At 38.9% G+C, this 18206-nt stretch carries 14 protein-coding genes; 9 read left to right on the forward strand and 5 right to left on the reverse strand.

Annotated features, from left to right (window positions below):
• Window positions 1-37 precede the first annotated feature (37 nt).
• The 3 genes from ACKWCC_RS04935 to ACKWCC_RS04945 form a co-directional block, all read right to left on the reverse strand.
• Window positions 38-460 carry an HYC_CC_PP family protein gene (locus ACKWCC_RS04935; protein WP_413994804.1) on the reverse strand — a complete coding sequence of 141 codons (423 nt, stop codon included), beginning with the start codon at window positions 458-460 and terminating at the stop codon, window positions 38-40.
• A 144-nt stretch (window positions 461-604) separates the two neighbouring features.
• Window positions 605-2917 carry a relaxase/mobilization nuclease domain-containing protein gene (locus ACKWCC_RS04940; protein ID WP_413994805.1) on the reverse strand — a complete coding sequence of 771 codons (2313 nt, stop codon included), beginning with the start codon at window positions 2915-2917 and terminating at the stop codon, window positions 605-607.
• The gene (locus tag ACKWCC_RS04945) at window positions 2914-3300 is read right to left on the reverse strand and encodes a hypothetical protein (protein ID WP_413994806.1); all 387 of its coding nucleotides are present in this window, start codon (window positions 3298-3300) and stop codon (window positions 2914-2916) included. Before ACKWCC_RS04945 ends, ACKWCC_RS04940 begins: the two co-directional genes overlap by 4 nt.
• A gap of 544 nt (window positions 3301-3844) precedes the next feature.
• Here ACKWCC_RS04945 and ACKWCC_RS04950 point away from each other — a divergent pair.
• Window positions 3845-4381: a hypothetical protein gene (locus ACKWCC_RS04950; protein ID WP_413994807.1), complete on the forward strand. Its 537-nt coding sequence runs from the start codon at window positions 3845-3847 to the stop codon at window positions 4379-4381.
• Between the two features lie 22 nt (window positions 4382-4403).
• Here the strand turns inward: ACKWCC_RS04950 and ACKWCC_RS04955 are convergent, their stop codons facing one another.
• On the reverse strand, window positions 4404-4673 hold the full coding sequence (locus ACKWCC_RS04955; protein ID WP_413994808.1) for a hypothetical protein: 270 nt from the start codon (window positions 4671-4673) through the stop codon (window positions 4404-4406).
• Between the two features lie 2 nt (window positions 4674-4675).
• Window positions 4676-4963, reverse strand: coding sequence for a helix-turn-helix domain-containing protein (locus ACKWCC_RS04960; protein WP_413994809.1), 288 nt, complete (start codon window positions 4961-4963; stop codon window positions 4676-4678).
• Between the two features lie 427 nt (window positions 4964-5390).
• Here ACKWCC_RS04960 and ACKWCC_RS04965 point away from each other — a divergent pair, with 427 nt between their 5' ends.
• The 8 genes from ACKWCC_RS04965 to ACKWCC_RS05000 all read left to right on the forward strand — a co-directional run bounded on the left by ACKWCC_RS04965 (window position 5391) and on the right by ACKWCC_RS05000 (window position 18201).
• Window positions 5391-6401 carry a helix-turn-helix transcriptional regulator gene (locus ACKWCC_RS04965; RefSeq protein WP_413994810.1) on the forward strand — a complete coding sequence of 337 codons (1011 nt, stop codon included), beginning with the start codon at window positions 5391-5393 and terminating at the stop codon, window positions 6399-6401.
• A 76-nt stretch (window positions 6402-6477) separates the two neighbouring features.
• The gene (locus ACKWCC_RS04970) at window positions 6478-8919 is read left to right on the forward strand and encodes an N-6 DNA methylase (RefSeq protein ID WP_413994811.1); all 2442 of its coding nucleotides are present in this window, start codon (window positions 6478-6480) and stop codon (window positions 8917-8919) included.
• Window positions 8912-10066 (forward strand): hypothetical protein, encoded by a 1155-nt coding sequence (locus ACKWCC_RS04975; protein WP_413994812.1) that lies wholly within the window; start codon window positions 8912-8914, stop codon window positions 10064-10066. Before ACKWCC_RS04970 ends, ACKWCC_RS04975 begins: the two co-directional genes overlap by 8 nt.
• A complete protein-coding gene (locus ACKWCC_RS04980; protein ID WP_413994813.1) occupies window positions 10067-11686 on the forward strand; it encodes a type I restriction-modification system subunit M in 1620 nt (539 codons plus the stop codon).
• A gap of 2 nt (window positions 11687-11688) precedes the next feature.
• Window positions 11689-12795, forward strand: coding sequence for a restriction endonuclease subunit S (locus ACKWCC_RS04985; protein WP_413994814.1), 1107 nt, complete (start codon window positions 11689-11691; stop codon window positions 12793-12795).
• Between the two features lie 6 nt (window positions 12796-12801).
• Window positions 12802-14193: an RNA-binding domain-containing protein gene (locus ACKWCC_RS04990; RefSeq protein WP_413994815.1), complete on the forward strand. Its 1392-nt coding sequence runs from the start codon at window positions 12802-12804 to the stop codon at window positions 14191-14193.
• A gap of 132 nt (window positions 14194-14325) precedes the next feature.
• A complete protein-coding gene (locus ACKWCC_RS04995) occupies window positions 14326-17817 on the forward strand; it encodes a DEAD/DEAH box helicase family protein (protein ID WP_413994816.1) in 3492 nt (1163 codons plus the stop codon).
• A gap of 108 nt (window positions 17818-17925) precedes the next feature.
• On the forward strand, window positions 17926-18201 hold the full coding sequence (locus tag ACKWCC_RS05000) for a DUF2188 domain-containing protein (RefSeq protein ID WP_413994817.1): 276 nt from the start codon (window positions 17926-17928) through the stop codon (window positions 18199-18201).
• Window positions 18202-18206: the final 5 nt, after the last annotated feature.

An 18206-nucleotide genomic window follows, 5' to 3' on the forward strand; every position in this document is an offset into this window, starting at 1 on the left:
GGAAATACCGCAGGGCGAAAAAGTTACTGTCTAAAAATCAAATAAGGAAAGTCTGATCTAGGATTTGAACATCCCGTATCAGGGGTGGGGGCGCATAGTCTTTAAAAGGAACTACATCTTTATTGAATCCTTCAAAGCGGCTTATATAGGAATATACAAAAGAGGCAACAAACACTTGTTGGTCAAAGGTGAGTTGATCGAAAGAAATTTTCAGATCATCTTGTCCTTCAACTACGACTTTGACGTCGGTACAACAGTCCATCTCCATTTCCATAACCTCACAGGAACCGGAAGTTTTGGTCATTTCGGCCTTCATCATGCAAGTATCGACCTTATCATAAAGGCTAAAATCTACCAAATGGTCGCCACAATAGTGCATGTCTACCGAAAACGACATGGTAGAGAACAACACTATAAGTGCCATCGCAATGGATGTTATTTTTCGCAAGGCTTCTTTCATTTGTTTGGCAAATTTACAAAATTTTAAGATTCGTTTTTTGGCTTTAAGGAAATTTTGGGTAAAGCAATGGATGAAAAAATAATCAGAAATTATGAGAAGTTTTATTTAATAAACGCTCTTGGGATTAAGAATGTAAAATGAAATTTAGAATGAAAGCCCAATACCCTTACCTTTCCTTTTAGATTTTGTGAAATCCGTAAATTCATCTTTGAACCCGTTATAGACTTCTTCGGTTTTCTTGCCGCTACCGCCCATTAATGAACTAACCGCATAAGCGCCTTTTCTGAGCAGTCGGTTTTGTTGAATATTGGTTTGCCTCACTGATGCCAAGTTCATGCTTTCGCGAAGTCCGTTGTCCATATGGTGCTGCACCATTTCCCGATGCAGGTTCGGATAGACTTTTTCAGCCGTTAGCAAAAAGGCGACCTTATCATATAGCCCTCTTTCCATGAGATGACCCGCCCATAGGTTTTTATGGTTGTTCCGGCCTTCTTCAACAAGCCCATTGATGACGGGTTGCTGTTCTTTTAATGCTTTGTTCAAATCGGGCATTGAACTCAAATATTGGCTCGTTCTTTTCGGCAATGGGCAACTTGTCCTATTGTCCGTATAAATGGATTTGACCTCGAAACCTTTCTCCCCTTTTACAAAATAGAACCCTTTGGCATTGAAAAGGGCAATATAGTCCTTCGGGGATTTTTCAAAGGGAGCGTGCATCCGTTCGGCATTTTTCACATAGGAACCCAATGCGACACTTTCATAATGCTTTTTGTAATCGGGATTCATTCTATCATACAGTTTAGGAAAAATCATCGGCAGGAAAATGGCCGATGCCGTCATCTTGGGGCTATTTTCAGAAGATTGCTCCGATAACATTTCTAGTATCAAATGATTTTGGCGGACGAATCCCGCGGATACATATTGTTCCATCCTCTCGGGGAAAGGCAAGTGCCCCAAAGGAACAGGAACCGTGTGCTTGTTCGAAAGGGTAAACGATAACTTGTTATCATGATACCTTACGCCCAAAGCTTGAAACAAAAGACGAACACTACCTTGTTTCGTGCCTACATCGAAAACATCTTTTTCCAATATCTTTCCGATAAGCTCGAATTTGCTTTCCAAGGTTTGCTTTTCCTTTTTGCTCTCAAGTTCATATAATCTTTCCCTGACCATAGGAAAAACATTTTCCACCACCTTCCTAAATTTCGTCCTTTTATCTTTTGGGATGTAACGTTCCAAAAAATTATACTTTTTCGAGGCCAACAGTCCCATAACGATATCCTTGAATTTCATATCGCCGATATGTTCCGATAGCAACCCATTCTGTTTCGAGGTTTTTAGGTAAGATGTCGTCAATGCCTCTTGTATGACTTTTTGGACTTCCAATCTGAACTGTTTACTTTCGATATCGATTTGAGTAGGTTTGTCCCCATTGCCGAAAATGTCCAAACGATTCTGCATCCGAACGTTCTTACCGAGCTCCCTTGCCCTGAAAACATACATCGATTTGTCATAGAAGGTAAATCCCTCGATAACGTCTTCATTCTTGTCCAGTTTGATGTCGATATCCTGATAATCCTTGAGTACTTCTTGTAAGTCATGCGGTCGGATGGTCTGGAAAAGGTCATAGGTCGTCTCCAACTGTTTCAGCAGTCTTTTTCGGTGCATCGGCAACAGCTTCGATTTGGAATGAATATCGAATACCTTTTGTAGTTTCGGGCCGCTTAGGTTACGGTGTACCTCGGAACCGTTGATGAAATTTGTCCGATACCCCTTTTGGTTGTTTAGTCCGTATTTTACACCTATCCTTCCCGATTCGTTCTTGGTCTGTTTTATTTCGATGTGATAGGGCTTGACCAGTCTGGCCAGTTGATCGAAACTGCGCACCTTGTATTTTTGGTTGATACTATTGAGTACATCTTGCAGGTAATATTTCGTTCCCTTTTCCGCGTTCATTGTAAACTGAAGTTGGGGTAACCTGTGAACCGGGAGTTGTTCTTTCCGTTTCGTTGTCGGAGCCGGTTTGAGGTCGTACTTTTTCTCCAAGAGCTGCCGTGTCGCCATGCTCCTTATATGGCTATTGAAAATTCCGAGTACTTTGCCATCTTCCTTGACCGTGGTCGTTACTATATGGACGTGTTCGTGTTTCGTATCCGTGTGCCGTACGACAACATAGGGCTGGTGACCAAAGCCCATGTTTTCCATATATTCCTCGGAAATTTTATAAAAGGTCTTATCATCCAGATGTTCCCCGTGCGGAAGGTTCAGGCTGATATGTGCATAGCGGTTCTTGGTGGCGTTGCGCTGTCCCTGAAAATACAGAACGCTCCCGAAGAACTTTGGCGATATACTTTGGGAAAACGTATTGCCGTAACCGAGTACTTGCATACCTTCCTTGCCGAGGACATAGTTCAATGTTCCGGTACAGGTTTCGCCGTAAATGATTTTCGCTATCATCTCGATTTATCTTCCCTCATAATTTCCAAAAGTGCACAAAGCAATTCGTTTGTTCTTTGTATCTCGTTTTGCAAACTACTGTTCGGACTTCTTAGGTTCTTGTGGTGCGCGATCTTTACCAGTTGGTTGATATTGTTGCCAATTTTATTGATATGGTAGGCAAGGTTTGAGGTGTCGGGGAGCATATCCTTTTCTTCGGATTCACTTTGCAAAACCAATCTTCTTAAAAGCGGACTTATCGTTCCCCTTTGCGAAATATCCAGATTATAGGATTGGCATAGTTGTCTCAATTTATCATATTCCGTATCGTTGAACCGCAGCATGATGTTATGGTAACGCTTCTTGTTTCCCAATCGTTTTCGGCCTCTTTTCCGTTCTTTCATTTTTATTGCTTTTCAAAGCAAAACACTTCGCAAGAAGTAGACAATTCTGAGTTACTCAGAATGCACCTCGCTATCCGTTTCACGGATAAATATAAGTGATTAATATTGAATATAAATAACTTATAATCAGTTATTTAACCTGATAAATCATATAAGGCCATATCAATATAAATGGGTACAGCAAGTAGATTTATCTGGTCTAATATGGTGTTGAAAAAATGGAAGGAAATACGGAAATGTTCAGGCTTTTTGTGGGTAGGGGGAGAAAAGGGCAAGCGGCCTTTTCGCCGCTTGTTCTTTTGCGCGGCCGCGAGGGTGTCGGGCAAAACTGGAACGGAAAGACGACCGAAAGCGGTCGGCCAAAGGTCGCCTGCTCGGGAGGATTGGAGTAGAGGGTTTGTGCGACTTCCGCAACGGCTTGGGGAACATACGATTGGGTGCAAAAGTTAAATTGTGAATAGCATCCTCGGATAATTTCTTTACTGGGTATCTTTGGGTAATCTCAAGATTTTAATCTGCAAACATCTCTAAAATTTAAAGCCCTTTGATCAGTATCAGCGACAAAATGTTCATTACGAAAGAGGTCAATTCGGCTACCGTAGCCTATTTTAAAAAGTCGGTTCTTCGTAAACTTTTGATGGCTTTTTCCTTCGAACCGCCATCAAATGAAAGGGTTATTACCGACTTGTTAAGAAGCGTCAATCACTATGGATTTGACTTGCCCTATGAAATCAGACTTGGCCTATTTGAAAAGTTATGGCGGTTCAAAAACAGCTTGGAAAAAGACGAACTTACCGCACTATACTTTTGGGGCCTGGACCAAAAATACATGTGCTATTTCGAGAACTTTTTAGGTGATTGTGATACCTATTCGGAAAAGAAATTCGATACTGAATTCGGGAGGTCTCTTGCCTATAAAATCTATGAGCCTAATGCAAGTGGATTGGAGGAGGATGTTATGGAAGAACTCAAACTACTCTTATGTAATTTCGCTAGCGAATTTGATCTTTCGCTGGTGGACAAATATACTTATAGGGATATTTTTGAAGTAATGGAAACGTATTGCTCGGCAACAAATTGAGTTTTATCGAATCTTCCGGCAATTAAAAGCTCGGCCCTCTCCCACGGGATTTTCCTTTTTTCCTTTTTAGTGTATCATCTGTACTTTGATTTAAAGATTCTTTCTTTTTGATGTTGATAGCTAGTTTGGCTTCATCAATATACTGTTGCATGCCCAAGTGTATTGGGTTATTGGGCACGAGCTTTTCGTGATCCCTAAGTATTTGGGTTTTTAGATCGAGTTCCTGAGCTACACGGTAGCCCATATTAAAGGAATTTTTAAAATCTTCGTCCACTCTAATTTCTTCTTCCATAACTAAAAGGTTTCTCTGGCGTGTTTCTCAATATATTCCATGACCGATTCCCTATCGTAAAGGATAATCTTCTTTTGAGGTTGGGAGTACCTTATTTTACCCTCGTCCCTTAATTTTTGTAATGTGGTCGTAGATTTTATCCTGAGTATGGACATCACCTCCGCCCCATCGATCCATTTATCCTCGGTGTCCTTCCTATCCGCTTCAAGATGTTCGACCACCTTTTTGAACAGGGCATAAAAAGCTTCCTTATGTAAAACGACCACCTCCATAAAATGATTTATAAACATATAAGTTATGTTTTCTATTTAGCTAGGACGTTGGATTTCGACAAATCACACATTAATTCGTTGTGGAGTTCAAATAAATAAGGGTTGGACATAAACCATCTTAAAAAAGTGTTTTGTGTAATCAAAGCCGAAAGGTTCAGTTTTGAAAATCAGCTTTCTGACTTTTTCATACAGTGAACCTATGACTGTCGCACTTTTTGCTATCATACCTTTACGTTTAACCGAAGTACTTATGGGAGAAAACGAAATGATCTTCAAAATTGAAAGAGATTTTCTTCGTCGATACCTAGATTTGGTTAGAATGCAACAATTCGAAATGACATATTTTTTATAGGGTATTTATTCAGGATATGATTAAGTCCTTGATTTATGCAGTTTGTCTGCACAGGTTTTCATATTTTTAAGGTCTAACCGTTACCGAACCAAAATGGCCATTACTAAAAACGCAATAATCCGATATCAAGCATTGGATAGATGCTTCAGAAATCCGGGAAGGAGATTTTACATAGATGACCTTTTAGAAATTTGTAATGAAGCCATTGCCGAACTAGACCCCAATTCTTCGGGTATAAAAAGACGGCAATTATACGACGATATTACCTTTATGGAATCTACCCAGGGCTGGGACATTCCATTAGAAAGAATCAAAGATGGAAGAAAAAAGTACTTCCGCTATGAAGACTTGTCCTTTTCGATAAACAATCAACCGATAAACGACTTAGAGGCTGAACAATTAAAATCTGCGATGATGGTATTGAGACGCTTTAAGGGAATGCCACAATTTGAATGGATCAATGAATTACTTCCCAAACTTGATGACACTTTCAAATTATCGAATCATTCCGATAATATCATCAGTTTTGACCGCAATGAATTTTTAAAGGGCACCGAACATTTAACCCCTCTGTTCAATGCCATCCTCTATAAGCAAACACTACAAATAACCTATCAATCTTTTAAAAGTGATACCGAACAAAAAATCGTATTCCATCCGTATCACTTGAAGAACTATAATAATCGTTGGTTTTTATTCGGAAAAAGTGGCAATTACGAAAACCTGACCAACCTTGCTTTGGATAGGATTAACGAAATACAAAATTCCAACATAGAATACATTGACAATGAATCGTTAGATTTTGATGAATATTTTGAAGAAATTATTGGTGTTTCAAAGACTATTGAGGAAGAACCCACAAGAATAGAATTATGGGCTACAAAGCAATTAGAGCCTTATATAAAGACGAAGCCCTTGCACGGCTCTCAAAAGACCATTTCAGAAACATCAAATGGATATTCCTTTTCAATTGAAGTAATACCCAACTATGAGTTAGAACAATTATTATTGTCTTTCGGAGAGGCCATAATCATAAAGGCCCCAACTGATTTTAAGCTAAAGATGAAGCAAAGGGTTCAAAAATTATTAGAAAATTTTGACTAGTGCAGTTGTACTGCAAACGTTATTCTCAAATTTGAAATCCAATACGATTTTAATTTATGAGGAATAATAAATTACCATGAGAGAAGACAATTACGAAAATATAGAAGAGGTAAAATTTGTGACTAAACAGATGTGGAAGTCTATGAATATCTTACGCGGTGTTATTCCTGCCGAACACTACCATGTATATCTGTTCTTGCTTTCCGCCTATTATGATGGAATCATTTCGAAGCGTTACGTAGATTTCACAAATAATCTATATAACTATATTAATCATTCAGTCGAAGGAAAAGAAAAGTATGCCCAAGTTATCGACGTATATTCTCCGATAATTAAAAGTATACCTGAGTATACTTTGGACGAATTGTTACATCAGTTCTCATTATTCAACATAGATATCCTAGAAGAAAATTTCGAAGAAATTTTTGATGATTTACTTTTCCGTTTGGCTGATTCGCAAGGTAAATTTTCGGGTGAATTTTTATTGCCCTATGAAATCAGCAAGGTTGCAATGGAAATTGCTAACCTTACGAGTGGAGCAAGTGTTTATAATCCATTTGCTGGCCTTGCCTCTTTTGCCACCCACTTAGAAAACAATCAATTTTATTATGGTCAAGAAATAGTTCAATCAACCTGGGCTTTGGGCAAATTACGCTTGATGAGACAAAATAAAAGTCTTGATTTGAAATATGTGGTCGAAGACTCAATCAATAACTGGCCTCAAAATAAGAAATTTGATTTAGTAGTTACAAATCCACCATTTGGACTAAAGATTAATTCACATCTCTCATCCGGTAATTACAGATACCCTAAAATGAATGCTGAGCAATGGGTACTAGAAAAAGGGCTAGATTGCATCAATCTCGGTGGCCAAGTTATTGGTATTTGTTCACAAGGCATTCTATACCGCGGTGGTTCTGAAGCTAAAATGAGAGAAAGGTTAGTAGAAAATGGCTACATAGATACCATTATTTCTTTGCCAGGAGGGCTTCTGAAACATACTGGAATACCCATATGCATTCTCATATTGAAGAATGAGAGATTCCCAGAATCTGAAATTAGATTAGTAGATGGAACTCATTTCGTAGAAACAATTGGGCGAAAGGAAAAACGTCTGAACGCGAATAAACTACTCAATTATTTAAAATCTAATGGCAATCGAGATTATTTACGCTATATCCCATTAGAACAAGTTAGGGATAATAAATATAACCTAAGTGTTCAAAGGTACTTTGCAGATGAGTTTGATGGAACACCCTTAAAAAGACTTGTTAAGTCTATTTCTGGAGAAAGAGCAGGTAAAGACACTTTTGGAAAATTCATCAGAACAGGTAATCTAAAAAATGATGATGTAGATTATTTACTGAACATCGACAAAATCGAAAAAAGAAAGTTGCCCGTACATTCAAGAAAGATTGAAGAATCTTGCATCTTAATTTCTACAAGATGGAAATCACTTAAACCCACATTGTTCGAATATAAAAGCGAACCAATTTATATCGGAATTGACATATTGGCTCTTGAAATCAGAAATTCTGATTTGGATAGCCATTATTTAATAAGTGAACTGAATTCCAAAAAGGTAATCAAGCAAGTAACTGCCTTTCAAAACCTAGGAGCAATCCAAGCGATTAATAGAGCAGATTTTTTCAGAATAAAAATCAATGTGCCTTCAATAGAAGAACAAAGGGCCAAAATAAGAGGAATACTTGAATTATCTCAAAAATTAAAAATCCTTCAGGAAGAGCGAAATGCTTTAGTACATGGACAACAAATAAAAAGCTTTGATGAGTTTGCCTCATTGAAGCATTCTTTAGGTGCACCACGACAGAACATACTATCCAATGCAAAAAGCTTAATCCGATTTTTTGAAAGTAATGATACTGAAGCGTTCAACGAGGTTAAAGATAATTATGGCAAACATTATGGAACTGACTTAATAACTGATTTGATTCAAATCAGGGAAGATATTAATCATATCAGTGTTATTCTTGAAAAGGGTGAAAACGGATTGACATTGGATAATTATGAATTGGAAACGATACCGATTCAAAATATCAACAAGCTCTTAAAAGGGTTAAAAAGGCCTAATGAAAAATATTCTTTACGGTTTGACTCCTTATCGGCCACCGAAATGTCTGGAAAAGCCATAACAGCAAATCTGACACTTTTTCAGATACTTATTAATAACATTCTTGAGAATGCTTCAAAGTATGCTTTTGAACAAAAAGCGGATTCCAATGAAGTTGTAGTTGAAATGAAAGCTACCCCTGACTACTTGTATCTTGAAATAATGAATAACGGGAAACCTTTCCCGAAAAACTACAACAAAGAGAAATTTGTCACTAAGTTTTCAACTATTAATCCCGAAAACGGAAGTGGCTTAGGCGGATATGACATTAATAGAATTGCAGAGTATTTCGGAAATCCGGATTGGGAACTAGTCCTTGATGAAAATGATGTTTTTCCAGTTGTATTCAAGTTCAATTTTCCTATAACACCGATAGTAAATGAGTAATAAATACAATGTTCTTTGGATTGATGACCAGCATGAGTCACTAGCTGCCATACATAAAACGGCCACAGATTTTGATATAAAATTGTGGCCCTATAAATCTATGAATGGCGGATGTGGTGATTTAGAAACTAATCCAACAAAATATGATGCTGTCTTATTGGATGCAAAATTCTTTGAAAATGAGGATGACGCACCTGGTACTGAAGATACAAGATGGGTGCATCAAACCAAAGATAGAATTAGGGATTTAGATAAATCACTTGCTTACTTTGTCTTGACAGGACAGGCAAAAACCTATGCATCACCTGAATTCAACAATGCCTTTCAATACGTATTTGAAAAGGGTAAAGACGAAGATGAGGATGTTCTTTTCAAAATGTTGGTTGAATCCTGTAGGAATAGAACATTGACGAAACTGAAGCATAAGTACCAAAATCCATTTAAAATTTGTTCGGATGAATATATTGGGAGAAAGCACTTTGAAAGGCTTTTAGGCTTAATACAACATATCGAACACCCTGAAAGTTTATCTAGAGCTGAGGATATGCTTAATCCCATGCGCAAAATCATAGAAGCACTTTTCTCTAAACTCAATGAAATAGGCGTTATACCAGACGAAATAATCAAGGGGCAGGGTTCAATAAACGGGTCAAGTTACTTTCTGACCGGAAAGAATTCAGGATATACTTACAACGAAGTTTTAATTCATCCCATGGTTGCTGAAAGTATTTTTAGATTGACAACGTTGACCCAAGATGCATCCCATAATGTTGGAAGTAAATTAGAAGCAGATGAATACCTTGCCAATAGTGAAACGAACCACCTTTATATAAGCAGCATTTATTTGCTACTGGACATATTGGATTGGATGAAAAACTATATTGATAATAACCCTAATAAGAAAACCAATTCGGCAAAATGGTCCAGAAAAGAGCAAAAAACGGATGCTTCTCTTTTGGAAGGGCAAATCAATCAAGACGAAGCAAACAATTATTATTGTGGGAAGTACCTTTTGAATTATGGTTATGTTCATGGTAAATTTCAAATAGGGCAGAAAATCAATATTCTTCAAGAGGATACTAATTCAAACCCCAGAACAAAACATTTATATAGTCATTACGCAGTAAAATTTGAAATCATAAACTAAATGATCACAGGAGACCTAAAATCACAAATAGACCAAATTTGGAATACCTTTTGGACAGGTGGCATCACGAACACCATTACCATCGTAGAGCAACTGACCTACCTTATCTTTATTAAAAACCTTGATGAGATCGAGACGCGAAATGAACTAAAGGCCAAACGTGGGTTTAAGTACACCCCTATCTTTAGCGAAGACCAACAAGATTTTCGTTGGAAAAACCTTCGACAGATGGATGTAAATCCTCGCCATGCTATTTTTAGTAATACGGTCGATGGGGTGTTTCCTTTTATTCGCTCATTGGGTAAAGATAAAAGTCTCTTTAGTACCTACATGAAAGGAGCCACTTTCGGTATTTCAAAACCTGCCGTTCTTGATCAGGTCATCGAGAAATTGGAACGGCTGCCTATGGAAAATCAAGATACTAAAGGCGATATCTATGAGTATCTACTTTCCAAGCTTGAAGGCGGTGGGACTGCTGGCCAGTTTCGTACCCCTCGGCATATTATAAAATTGATGGTAGAACTAATGCAGCCTACTTTGGAAGATAGTATTTGTGACCCATCGGCGGGTACCGCTGGTTTTTTAGTGGCTGCCAAAGAATATATCGACAAGCAATATGGCGTAACCGAACTGGACAAACATGCCGATTTTATCAACAAGAAAATGTTCAACGGTATGGAGTTCGATGCTACCATGTTACGTATTGCCTCTATGAACCTTTATCTGCATGGTGTAGAAGAACCCAATATTATCGATGTGGATGCGGTCTCCAAAGACAATACCATTACCGATGCCTATACTTTGGTATTGGCAAACCCACCCTTTAAGGGAACAATAGATAAGGAAAGTATTTCGCCCGGACTCAAAAACGTAACCAATACCACCAAGACTGAGCTGTTGTTTTTAGCCCTGATGCTACGCCAATTGAAAACGGGTGGCCGTGCTGCCGTAATCGTACCTGACGGGGTACTCTTTGGAAGTGGCAAAGCGCATAAAAGTATACGTGAAGAAATCGTGACGAACCATAAATTAGAGGCCGTAATCTCTATGCCCAGCGGGGTTTTTAAACCTTACGCAGGAGTTAGTACAGCCATTATGATATTTACAAAAACAGGTTCGGGCGGTACAGATTATGTCTGGTTCTATGATATGTTGCAAGATGGAAAATCATTGGATGATAAACGACAGCTATTGGTAGACGAAGCCTTGTTCGACGATTTTGCTTTTGGCGACGGCTCAAAGGCACTAAGTGCAGCAGAAGCGCATGAAAAATTTAATCTGCCGCAGTTATTAGATCATTACCGCTACCTGAAAAGCCCCTATTTTAAAAAAATGCATGCTGAAAACGGAGAATTGTTGCATGTACACGATTTACCCGAAAATTTAAGGTGGGATAAATTTCTCGAAAATACCTGTACGCACGATTATAGCGACCGTGCCTCGCAGTCTTTTTTAGTGCCGTTTGAAGAAATCAAGGACAGCGATTGGGACTTGTCCATCAACCGCTACAAGGAGATTGTGTATGAAGAATTGAAATACGATGCGCCAGAAATTATCATTGATCGTATAAAAAAATTGAGCAAAGAGCGAAACGTTCTTCTTAAAAACTTGATTCGGTAACTATGGGGAACTGGAATAACACAAGGTTGAACCAAGTATTGGATTATGAACAACCAACTAAATATATTGTAGAAACTACCGACTATGACGATAGTTTCAAAACTCCTGTGTTGACTGCGGGAAAATCATTCCTGTTAGGCCATACCGACGAAACTACCGGAATTTTTAAAAATGTGCCCGCAATTATTTTTGATGATTTTACGACGGCTTTTCATTATGTAGACTTTCCTTTCAAAGTGAAGTCTTCGGCAATGAAAATCTTAACAGCCAATGAAGACGAAGCCGATTTGCGTTTTCTCTATTACAGAATGGGGAGAGTTCGGATAGACACAGAGCTTCATAAGCGATATTGGATATCTAAATTTTCAAAAGTCGAAATCCCCCTTCCGCCCCTAGAAACCCAAAAACGTATCGCCCAAATTTTAGACGATGCCTCCGAAATGCGCGACAAAACCCAACAACTTTTAAAGGAATATGATTTGCTAGCGCAATCTATCTTTTTGGAGATGTTTGGGGATCCGATTACTAATCCAAAGGGCTGGGGCAAAGAAACATTTGAGCACTTTGCAATTATTGATACTCAAATGACAACAGAATTTGACAAGTATTCGGATCAACCCCATATAGGTATAGCAAACATTGAAAGGAATACTGGAAAGCTCAAAAACTATGTAACGGTTTCAGAAGAGAATCTCTCAAGTGGAAAGTATATTTTTGATGAACGGCATATAATATATTCTAAAATTCGTCCGAACCTAAATAAAGTCGCTCTTCCAACATTTAAAGGACTTACCTCTGCTGATTCATACCCTATATTAGTAAAAAGTGAAAATTCAAATAGGATATTTTTCGCATTTTTATTACGTTCAAAATCATTCGTAGATTTCATCTTAACCCATAGCAAAAGAACCAATATCCCAAAAGCAAATAAATCGCAAATCCTTAAATACAAGGGTATTGCTCCGCCTGTTGAACTTCAAAACCAATTCGCTGAAAAAATCGCCTTAATCGAAAAACAAAAAGATTTGGCAAAACAAGAACTAAAAGAAAGCGAAGACCTGTTCAATTGCTTATTGCAAAAAGCGTTTAATGGGGAATTGGTAAATTAGCGATACATGACAGTAGAAAGGTTACAAGATATCATAGATTTAGGCGAAAGCGTCAATGTTGAGTTCAAAACATCAAGTATTGCACTCAATAAAGATGCCTTTGACTCAGTATGCGGTTTTTTAAACCGTAGCGGTGGGCATCTGATATTGGGCGTACAGGATGATGGTACTGTAAGCGGCGTACAAGAAGATAAAGTACAGGGCATTATCGATGGTTTGGTTGCCAATGCCAATAATCCCCAAAAATTGAATCCGCCGTATTATGTTTCGCCTGAGGTCATTGACATGAAGGGCAAAAAAGTCATTGTAGTCTATGTACCCGAAAGTTCACAAGTACATGCCACCAACGGCCGAATATATGACCGCAATCAAGACGGCGATTTTAATATTACCAATCTGCCAGACCAAGTGTCGCAACTATATTTGCGCAAACAGAATACGTATTCCGAGAATCAGGTTTATCCATTCGTTGAACTATCTGATTTTAAAGAATCGCTCTTTGAAAAGGTGCGCAATCTGGTCAGAAATATAGAGTCCAAGCATCCTTGGCTCGCTATGACCAATGAAGAGCTACTGCGTTCCGCAGGTTTATATAAAAAAGATATGAAAACGGGGCAATCGGGCTATACGCTCGCAGCCGTTCTGCTCTTTGGAAAAGATGAGACCATACAAAGTGTAGTACCGCACTACAAAACGGACGCCATTGCCCGTAAAGAAAATACCGACCGCTATGACGATCGCGACGATATACGCACCAATCTTTTTGATAGTTATGACCGGCTCATGGCATTTACGGCAAAGCACCTGTCGAAAAAATTTCATTTGATAAATACACAGCGCATCAATGTAAGGGACAACCTTTTTCGAGAGGTAATCGCCAACCTGTTGGTACATCGGGAATACACCAATGCCTTTCCGGCAAAATTTATCATCGAAGCTGATCAAGTACGTGCAGAAAATTGGAACAAACCCCATGGTCAGGGCAATATAGACCCGGCCAATTTCTCGCCCTACCCAAAAAATCCGATTATTGCGAAACTTTTCAAAGAAATCGGGTGGGTAGATGAACTGGGTTCTGGTATACGTAATACCTATAAATACACAGAATTATATACTCCGGGAGCGAAACCTACTTTTACCGAAGGCGATGTTTTTGAGATTATAATTCCACTTAGCGAAAATACAAGTGAGAAAACGTCGGAGAAGGTATCGGGGAAAACGTCGGAGAAAATTATTGCGCTTTTAAAGGAAAATAATAAAAGAACCGCCAAGGAATTATCGGAAATCATTGGTATTTCCGACAGGGCAGTAGAAAAACAGATAGCAAAATTACAGCAACAAGGCAAGCTAACAAGAGTAGGCTCCGATAAAGCTGGCCATTGGAAAGTGATGAATTAAAAAATAGAATGTTAAGGCCGCTTTAAAAAGTTCGGAGTAAAGTTCGGAGTAAAGTTCGGAGTAAAGTTCGGAGTAAAGTTCGGAGTAAAGTTCGGAGTAAAGTAAATTTTAAAAAAAGGCGACACAAAACAAATGGGTACAAATTTCCAATTTTTAGCTGCTGAATGGGGCACTTTCTACGAAAGAGCAACCAAAGCGGAGCAATTGGTCATTACAGACCCTCGCGCCTCTTTGGCCTATTCGCGAATGGCCTTGGAACTTGCCGTGAACTGGATGTATACGAACGACGAAGAACTAACGCTACCTTTCGATACTTCGCTCAACAGCCTAATCACAGCGAAAGCTTTTGAAGAACAGTTCAATCATAAACTATACAATGAAATCCACCTCATTCGAAAAGCAGGCAATCTGGCCTTGCACAACAAAAGGGTTTCAGATGTTGATTCGCATACCGTCATAGAGTACCTGTTCTATTTTGCCAAGTGGTTCGCAAAATCGTATGCACAAGAAGTTCCCGAGAGCATAGGTCTTTTCGATTGGGAATTGATTCCAAAGGAAGGGCAAGATGCACTTTCAAAAAAGCAGTTGGCACAACTTCAAGAAAAACTTGATACCGAGAAAAATACTTTTCAAAAACAACTGGCTGCATCAGCTGAGAAAAATAGGTTATTAGAGGAAAAGAACGAACTTTTCAAAAAACGGCTCGAAGCCTTACAGCAGCAAATCGAAGCGAACAAAGTTGTCGCTAATACGCAAGATGAAGTACACCATCCGCGAAACGAATACGAAACCCGCAAATATTTTATAGATGTGCTTTTACGGGAAGCAGGATGGGATTTGGCAGGAATCAAGGATACCGAATTCAAGGTACAGTACATGCCCAAATCAACAAATACTTCCGAAACCGGGTATGTAGACTATGTGTTGTGGGACGATGATGGCCTCCCATTGGCCTTGGTCGAGGCAAAAAAGACCCTGGAAAGTGTCAGCAAAGGCGAAAACCAAGCCCAACTGTATGCTGATAGTTTAGAGACAATGTACGGGCGAAGGCCTGTGATGTATTATAGCAACGGATTCGAGACCTATCTCTGGGACGACCAGTTTTATAAAAGATCACGACCCGTACACGGTTTTTATACCAAACAGGAACTCCAGACCCTAATGTACCGTCGCAACCATCGCACAGATATTAGAACGGCTGAAGTAGATGTATTGATTGCAGGTAGAACGTATCAATTACGATCTATAAAAAGTATTGCCGAACACTTTGCAGGCACCGATAAAGAAACGGGGAACCTTATCGGAACAAACCGTGGTGCCCTATTGGTTTTGGCAACAGGTACTGGAAAGACCAGAACATCCATCGCCCTCTCAAAAATGATGTTGGAAGCCAATTGGGTAAAGCGTGTACTGTTTTTGGCAGACCGAAAAAGTTTGGTGCGACAGGCAAAGAGCAATTTTGTAAAATTTCTGCCTGAACACTCCAGCGTAAATCTATTGAAGGAAAAAGATAATCCGGATGCCCGTTTTGCTTTTTCTACCTATCAGACCATGATGGGATTGATAGACAGTTCAAAAGATGATGACAAACGTTTTTATGGGGTCGGGCATTTTGATTTGATTATCGTAGACGAAGCACATCGTTCCATCTATAAAAAGTACCAAGCGATTTTTGAATATTTTGACGGCTTGTTCTTAGGGCTTACCGCAACGCCAAAAAACAGTATCGATAAAAATACGTACTCCATTTTTGGTTTGGCGGACAAGTCTCCTACAGATGCCTATACTTTTCAAGAAGCAGTTGCCAATAAACATTTAGTCCCCTATCGAACCGTTTCCGCACCGACCAAATTTTTGAGGGAAGGCATTCGCTACGATGAGCTTTCCGATGAAGAAAAAGAAGAATTCGAAGAAGAAATATTAGATGGGGAAAAGGCAACGGGCAATGAATGGATAGCGTCCAATGAATTGTACCAATGGCTGTTCAATAGAGATACCACGATAAAAACATTACAATTTATCCTGAAGAACGGCATCAAAAAACGAGGTGGAGAAGAACTCGGAAAAACCATTTTTTTCGCCCGTAATAAAAAACACGCACAGTTCTTAAAAGATATTTTCATGGAATTGGATAAGGAGCGTTTCGGCAACGACTATGTAAAAGTCATTACACATGGCGAACCCAAAGCGGAAGAATTTATTCAGCGTTTCTGCGATGAAGAAAAAGACCGTTTGCCGCAGATCGCCATTTCTGTGGATATGATGGATACCGGTATCGATGCCCCCAGTTGTGTAAACCTCGTATTTTATAAACCTGTAAAGTCGTACGCCAAATTTTGGCAAATGATTGGCAGGGGTTCGCGCCTACGCCCTGATTTATTTGGTGTCGGAAAAGACAAAGAGCGTTTCTTGATATTCGACCTATGCGGCAACTTCGAGTTTTTCAAGGAAAATCCCGAAGGAATAGAAAGCAGCTCCCAAAAAAGTTTGACCGAAGTCGTTTTTGGCCTGAAACTTCAATTAGCAGAATATTTAAGGACGGATGCTTTTATCGAAAACACAGATTTACAGCAATTCCGAACAGAACTATTAAATACGCTGCATTCGGAAATATCACAACTCAACAAAGATAGGTTTGACGTTAAGATGCGAATGCAAACTGTTATGGAGTATGGTAGCGAAAATCGTGAACTGTGGAACCACCTATCGAAAAAAGATGTTAAGATAATCGAAGAAACCTTAGCTCCTTTAGTGAAGCCAGCAAAAGGCGATGTTGATTTAGCTCGATTCTACGATAAACTATTGTACACTCTAATGATAAAAGGTTTGGAAACCCCGAATAGAGCCGAATTTGTTTCCTCTTTTACCGTACCCATTTCTAAAGTGGTCGTCATTTCCAAAAAACTACTAAAGAAAACGACTATTCCAGAAGTAAAAGAAAAAGAAGGCCATATAACAAAACCTTTGGAAGAAGTGTTCTGGAAAAAGGACGGGATTGCCCATTTGGAAGAAATCCGAAAAGGTATCCGCAACCTTGTAAAGTACATTGACCCTTCCGATCAGAAGTATGTAACTACCGATTTTGAGGACAGTTTAGATGAAATTCAGGTGACTGCCGAGGATTTTGTAAATGAACCACCGATAACCTTAAGTACACCGTTTACCAATAATCTGCACCGACTAAAAGAGCTAATCCGAGCAAACAAAAACAACCTGACCATATCAAGAATACGCAAGGGCGAGACGATAACTGAAAGAGAACTGCAGTCTTTAGAGACCATACTATTCACTGACGGAATCAAGAAAGATGAGATTGAAAAGGAAATAGGCGAGCAATTTAACCTTGTTCAATTTGTTATCTCGCTTATGGGTCTTTCGGCTGATCGGGTTGATGAAGCCTTCGCCAATTTCATCAATCTGTATCAACTCAATTCGGTACAAATTCAATTTTTGGATACAATAAAATTGTTTTTGACCAAAAACGGAAAAATAGACCCTACCAAACTTTATGACTCTCCTTTCAGAAACTATCATTCCATGGGCATCGACGGTGTATTCGACGAGGCACAAGCAGATACCATCTTCGAAATTATCGAAAACTTGAACGGTAGCCAGTCCGTTTAATTCTTATTACCGTACAAAAAAACTACCTGATTTTACTTTTAATTCTTATGTGTGCAGATAGGCTGCATACATCCGTGTCATCTTTGTATCAGTTCAATCAAGGTCTAATTGCCAGCACCTAAAAAAGATGGCATAAATGAAATACTAGGAAAGATGAAAAATTTTCATTTGGTTCAGGAAGACGGGGTTTATAAACTCAAAAAAGAGAATGCTCAACGAGCATCTAAAGTCATTGACGCAAACAAGCCCGAAGCTATTAAAGAAGCACGGGATTTCATTACCGAACAAGGGGGAGGGTCATTAAAAATACACAAAAACAAGGGAGGTTTTCAAGAAGAAAGAACTTATCCTAGATCAAAAGACCCTAAAAAATCAAAAGGATAATAGTT

Origin of the sequence: Maribacter aquimarinus, assembly GCF_047345505.1 — a bacterium.
Lineage (GTDB): Bacteria > Bacteroidota > Bacteroidia > Flavobacteriales > Flavobacteriaceae > Maribacter.

Excerpts from the sequence above, each read along its gene's own strand:
- ACKWCC_RS04935 (WP_413994804.1), bottom strand. The coding sequence starts at position 460 with ATGAAAGAAGCCTTGCGAAAAATAACATCCATTGCGATGGCACTTATA.
- ACKWCC_RS04940 (WP_413994805.1), bottom strand. The coding sequence starts at position 2,917 with ATGATAGCGAAAATCATTTACGGCGAAACCTGTACCGGAACATTGAAC.
- ACKWCC_RS04945 (WP_413994806.1), bottom strand. The coding sequence starts at position 3,300 with ATGAAAGAACGGAAAAGAGGCCGAAAACGATTGGGAAACAAGAAGCGT.
- ACKWCC_RS04955 (WP_413994808.1), bottom strand. The coding sequence starts at position 4,673 with ATGGAAGAAGAAATTAGAGTGGACGAAGATTTTAAAAATTCCTTTAAT.
- ACKWCC_RS04960 (WP_413994809.1), bottom strand. The coding sequence starts at position 4,963 with ATGTTTATAAATCATTTTATGGAGGTGGTCGTTTTACATAAGGAAGCT.
- ACKWCC_RS04965 (WP_413994810.1), top strand. The coding sequence starts at position 5,391 with ATGGCCATTACTAAAAACGCAATAATCCGATATCAAGCATTGGATAGA.
- ACKWCC_RS04970 (WP_413994811.1), top strand. The coding sequence starts at position 6,478 with ATGAGAGAAGACAATTACGAAAATATAGAAGAGGTAAAATTTGTGACT.
- ACKWCC_RS04975 (WP_413994812.1), top strand. The coding sequence starts at position 8,912 with ATGAGTAATAAATACAATGTTCTTTGGATTGATGACCAGCATGAGTCA.
- ACKWCC_RS04980 (WP_413994813.1), top strand. The coding sequence starts at position 10,067 with ATGATCACAGGAGACCTAAAATCACAAATAGACCAAATTTGGAATACC.
- ACKWCC_RS04985 (WP_413994814.1), top strand. The coding sequence starts at position 11,689 with ATGGGGAACTGGAATAACACAAGGTTGAACCAAGTATTGGATTATGAA.
- ACKWCC_RS04990 (WP_413994815.1), top strand. The coding sequence starts at position 12,802 with ATGACAGTAGAAAGGTTACAAGATATCATAGATTTAGGCGAAAGCGTC.
- ACKWCC_RS04995 (WP_413994816.1), top strand. The coding sequence starts at position 14,326 with ATGGGTACAAATTTCCAATTTTTAGCTGCTGAATGGGGCACTTTCTAC.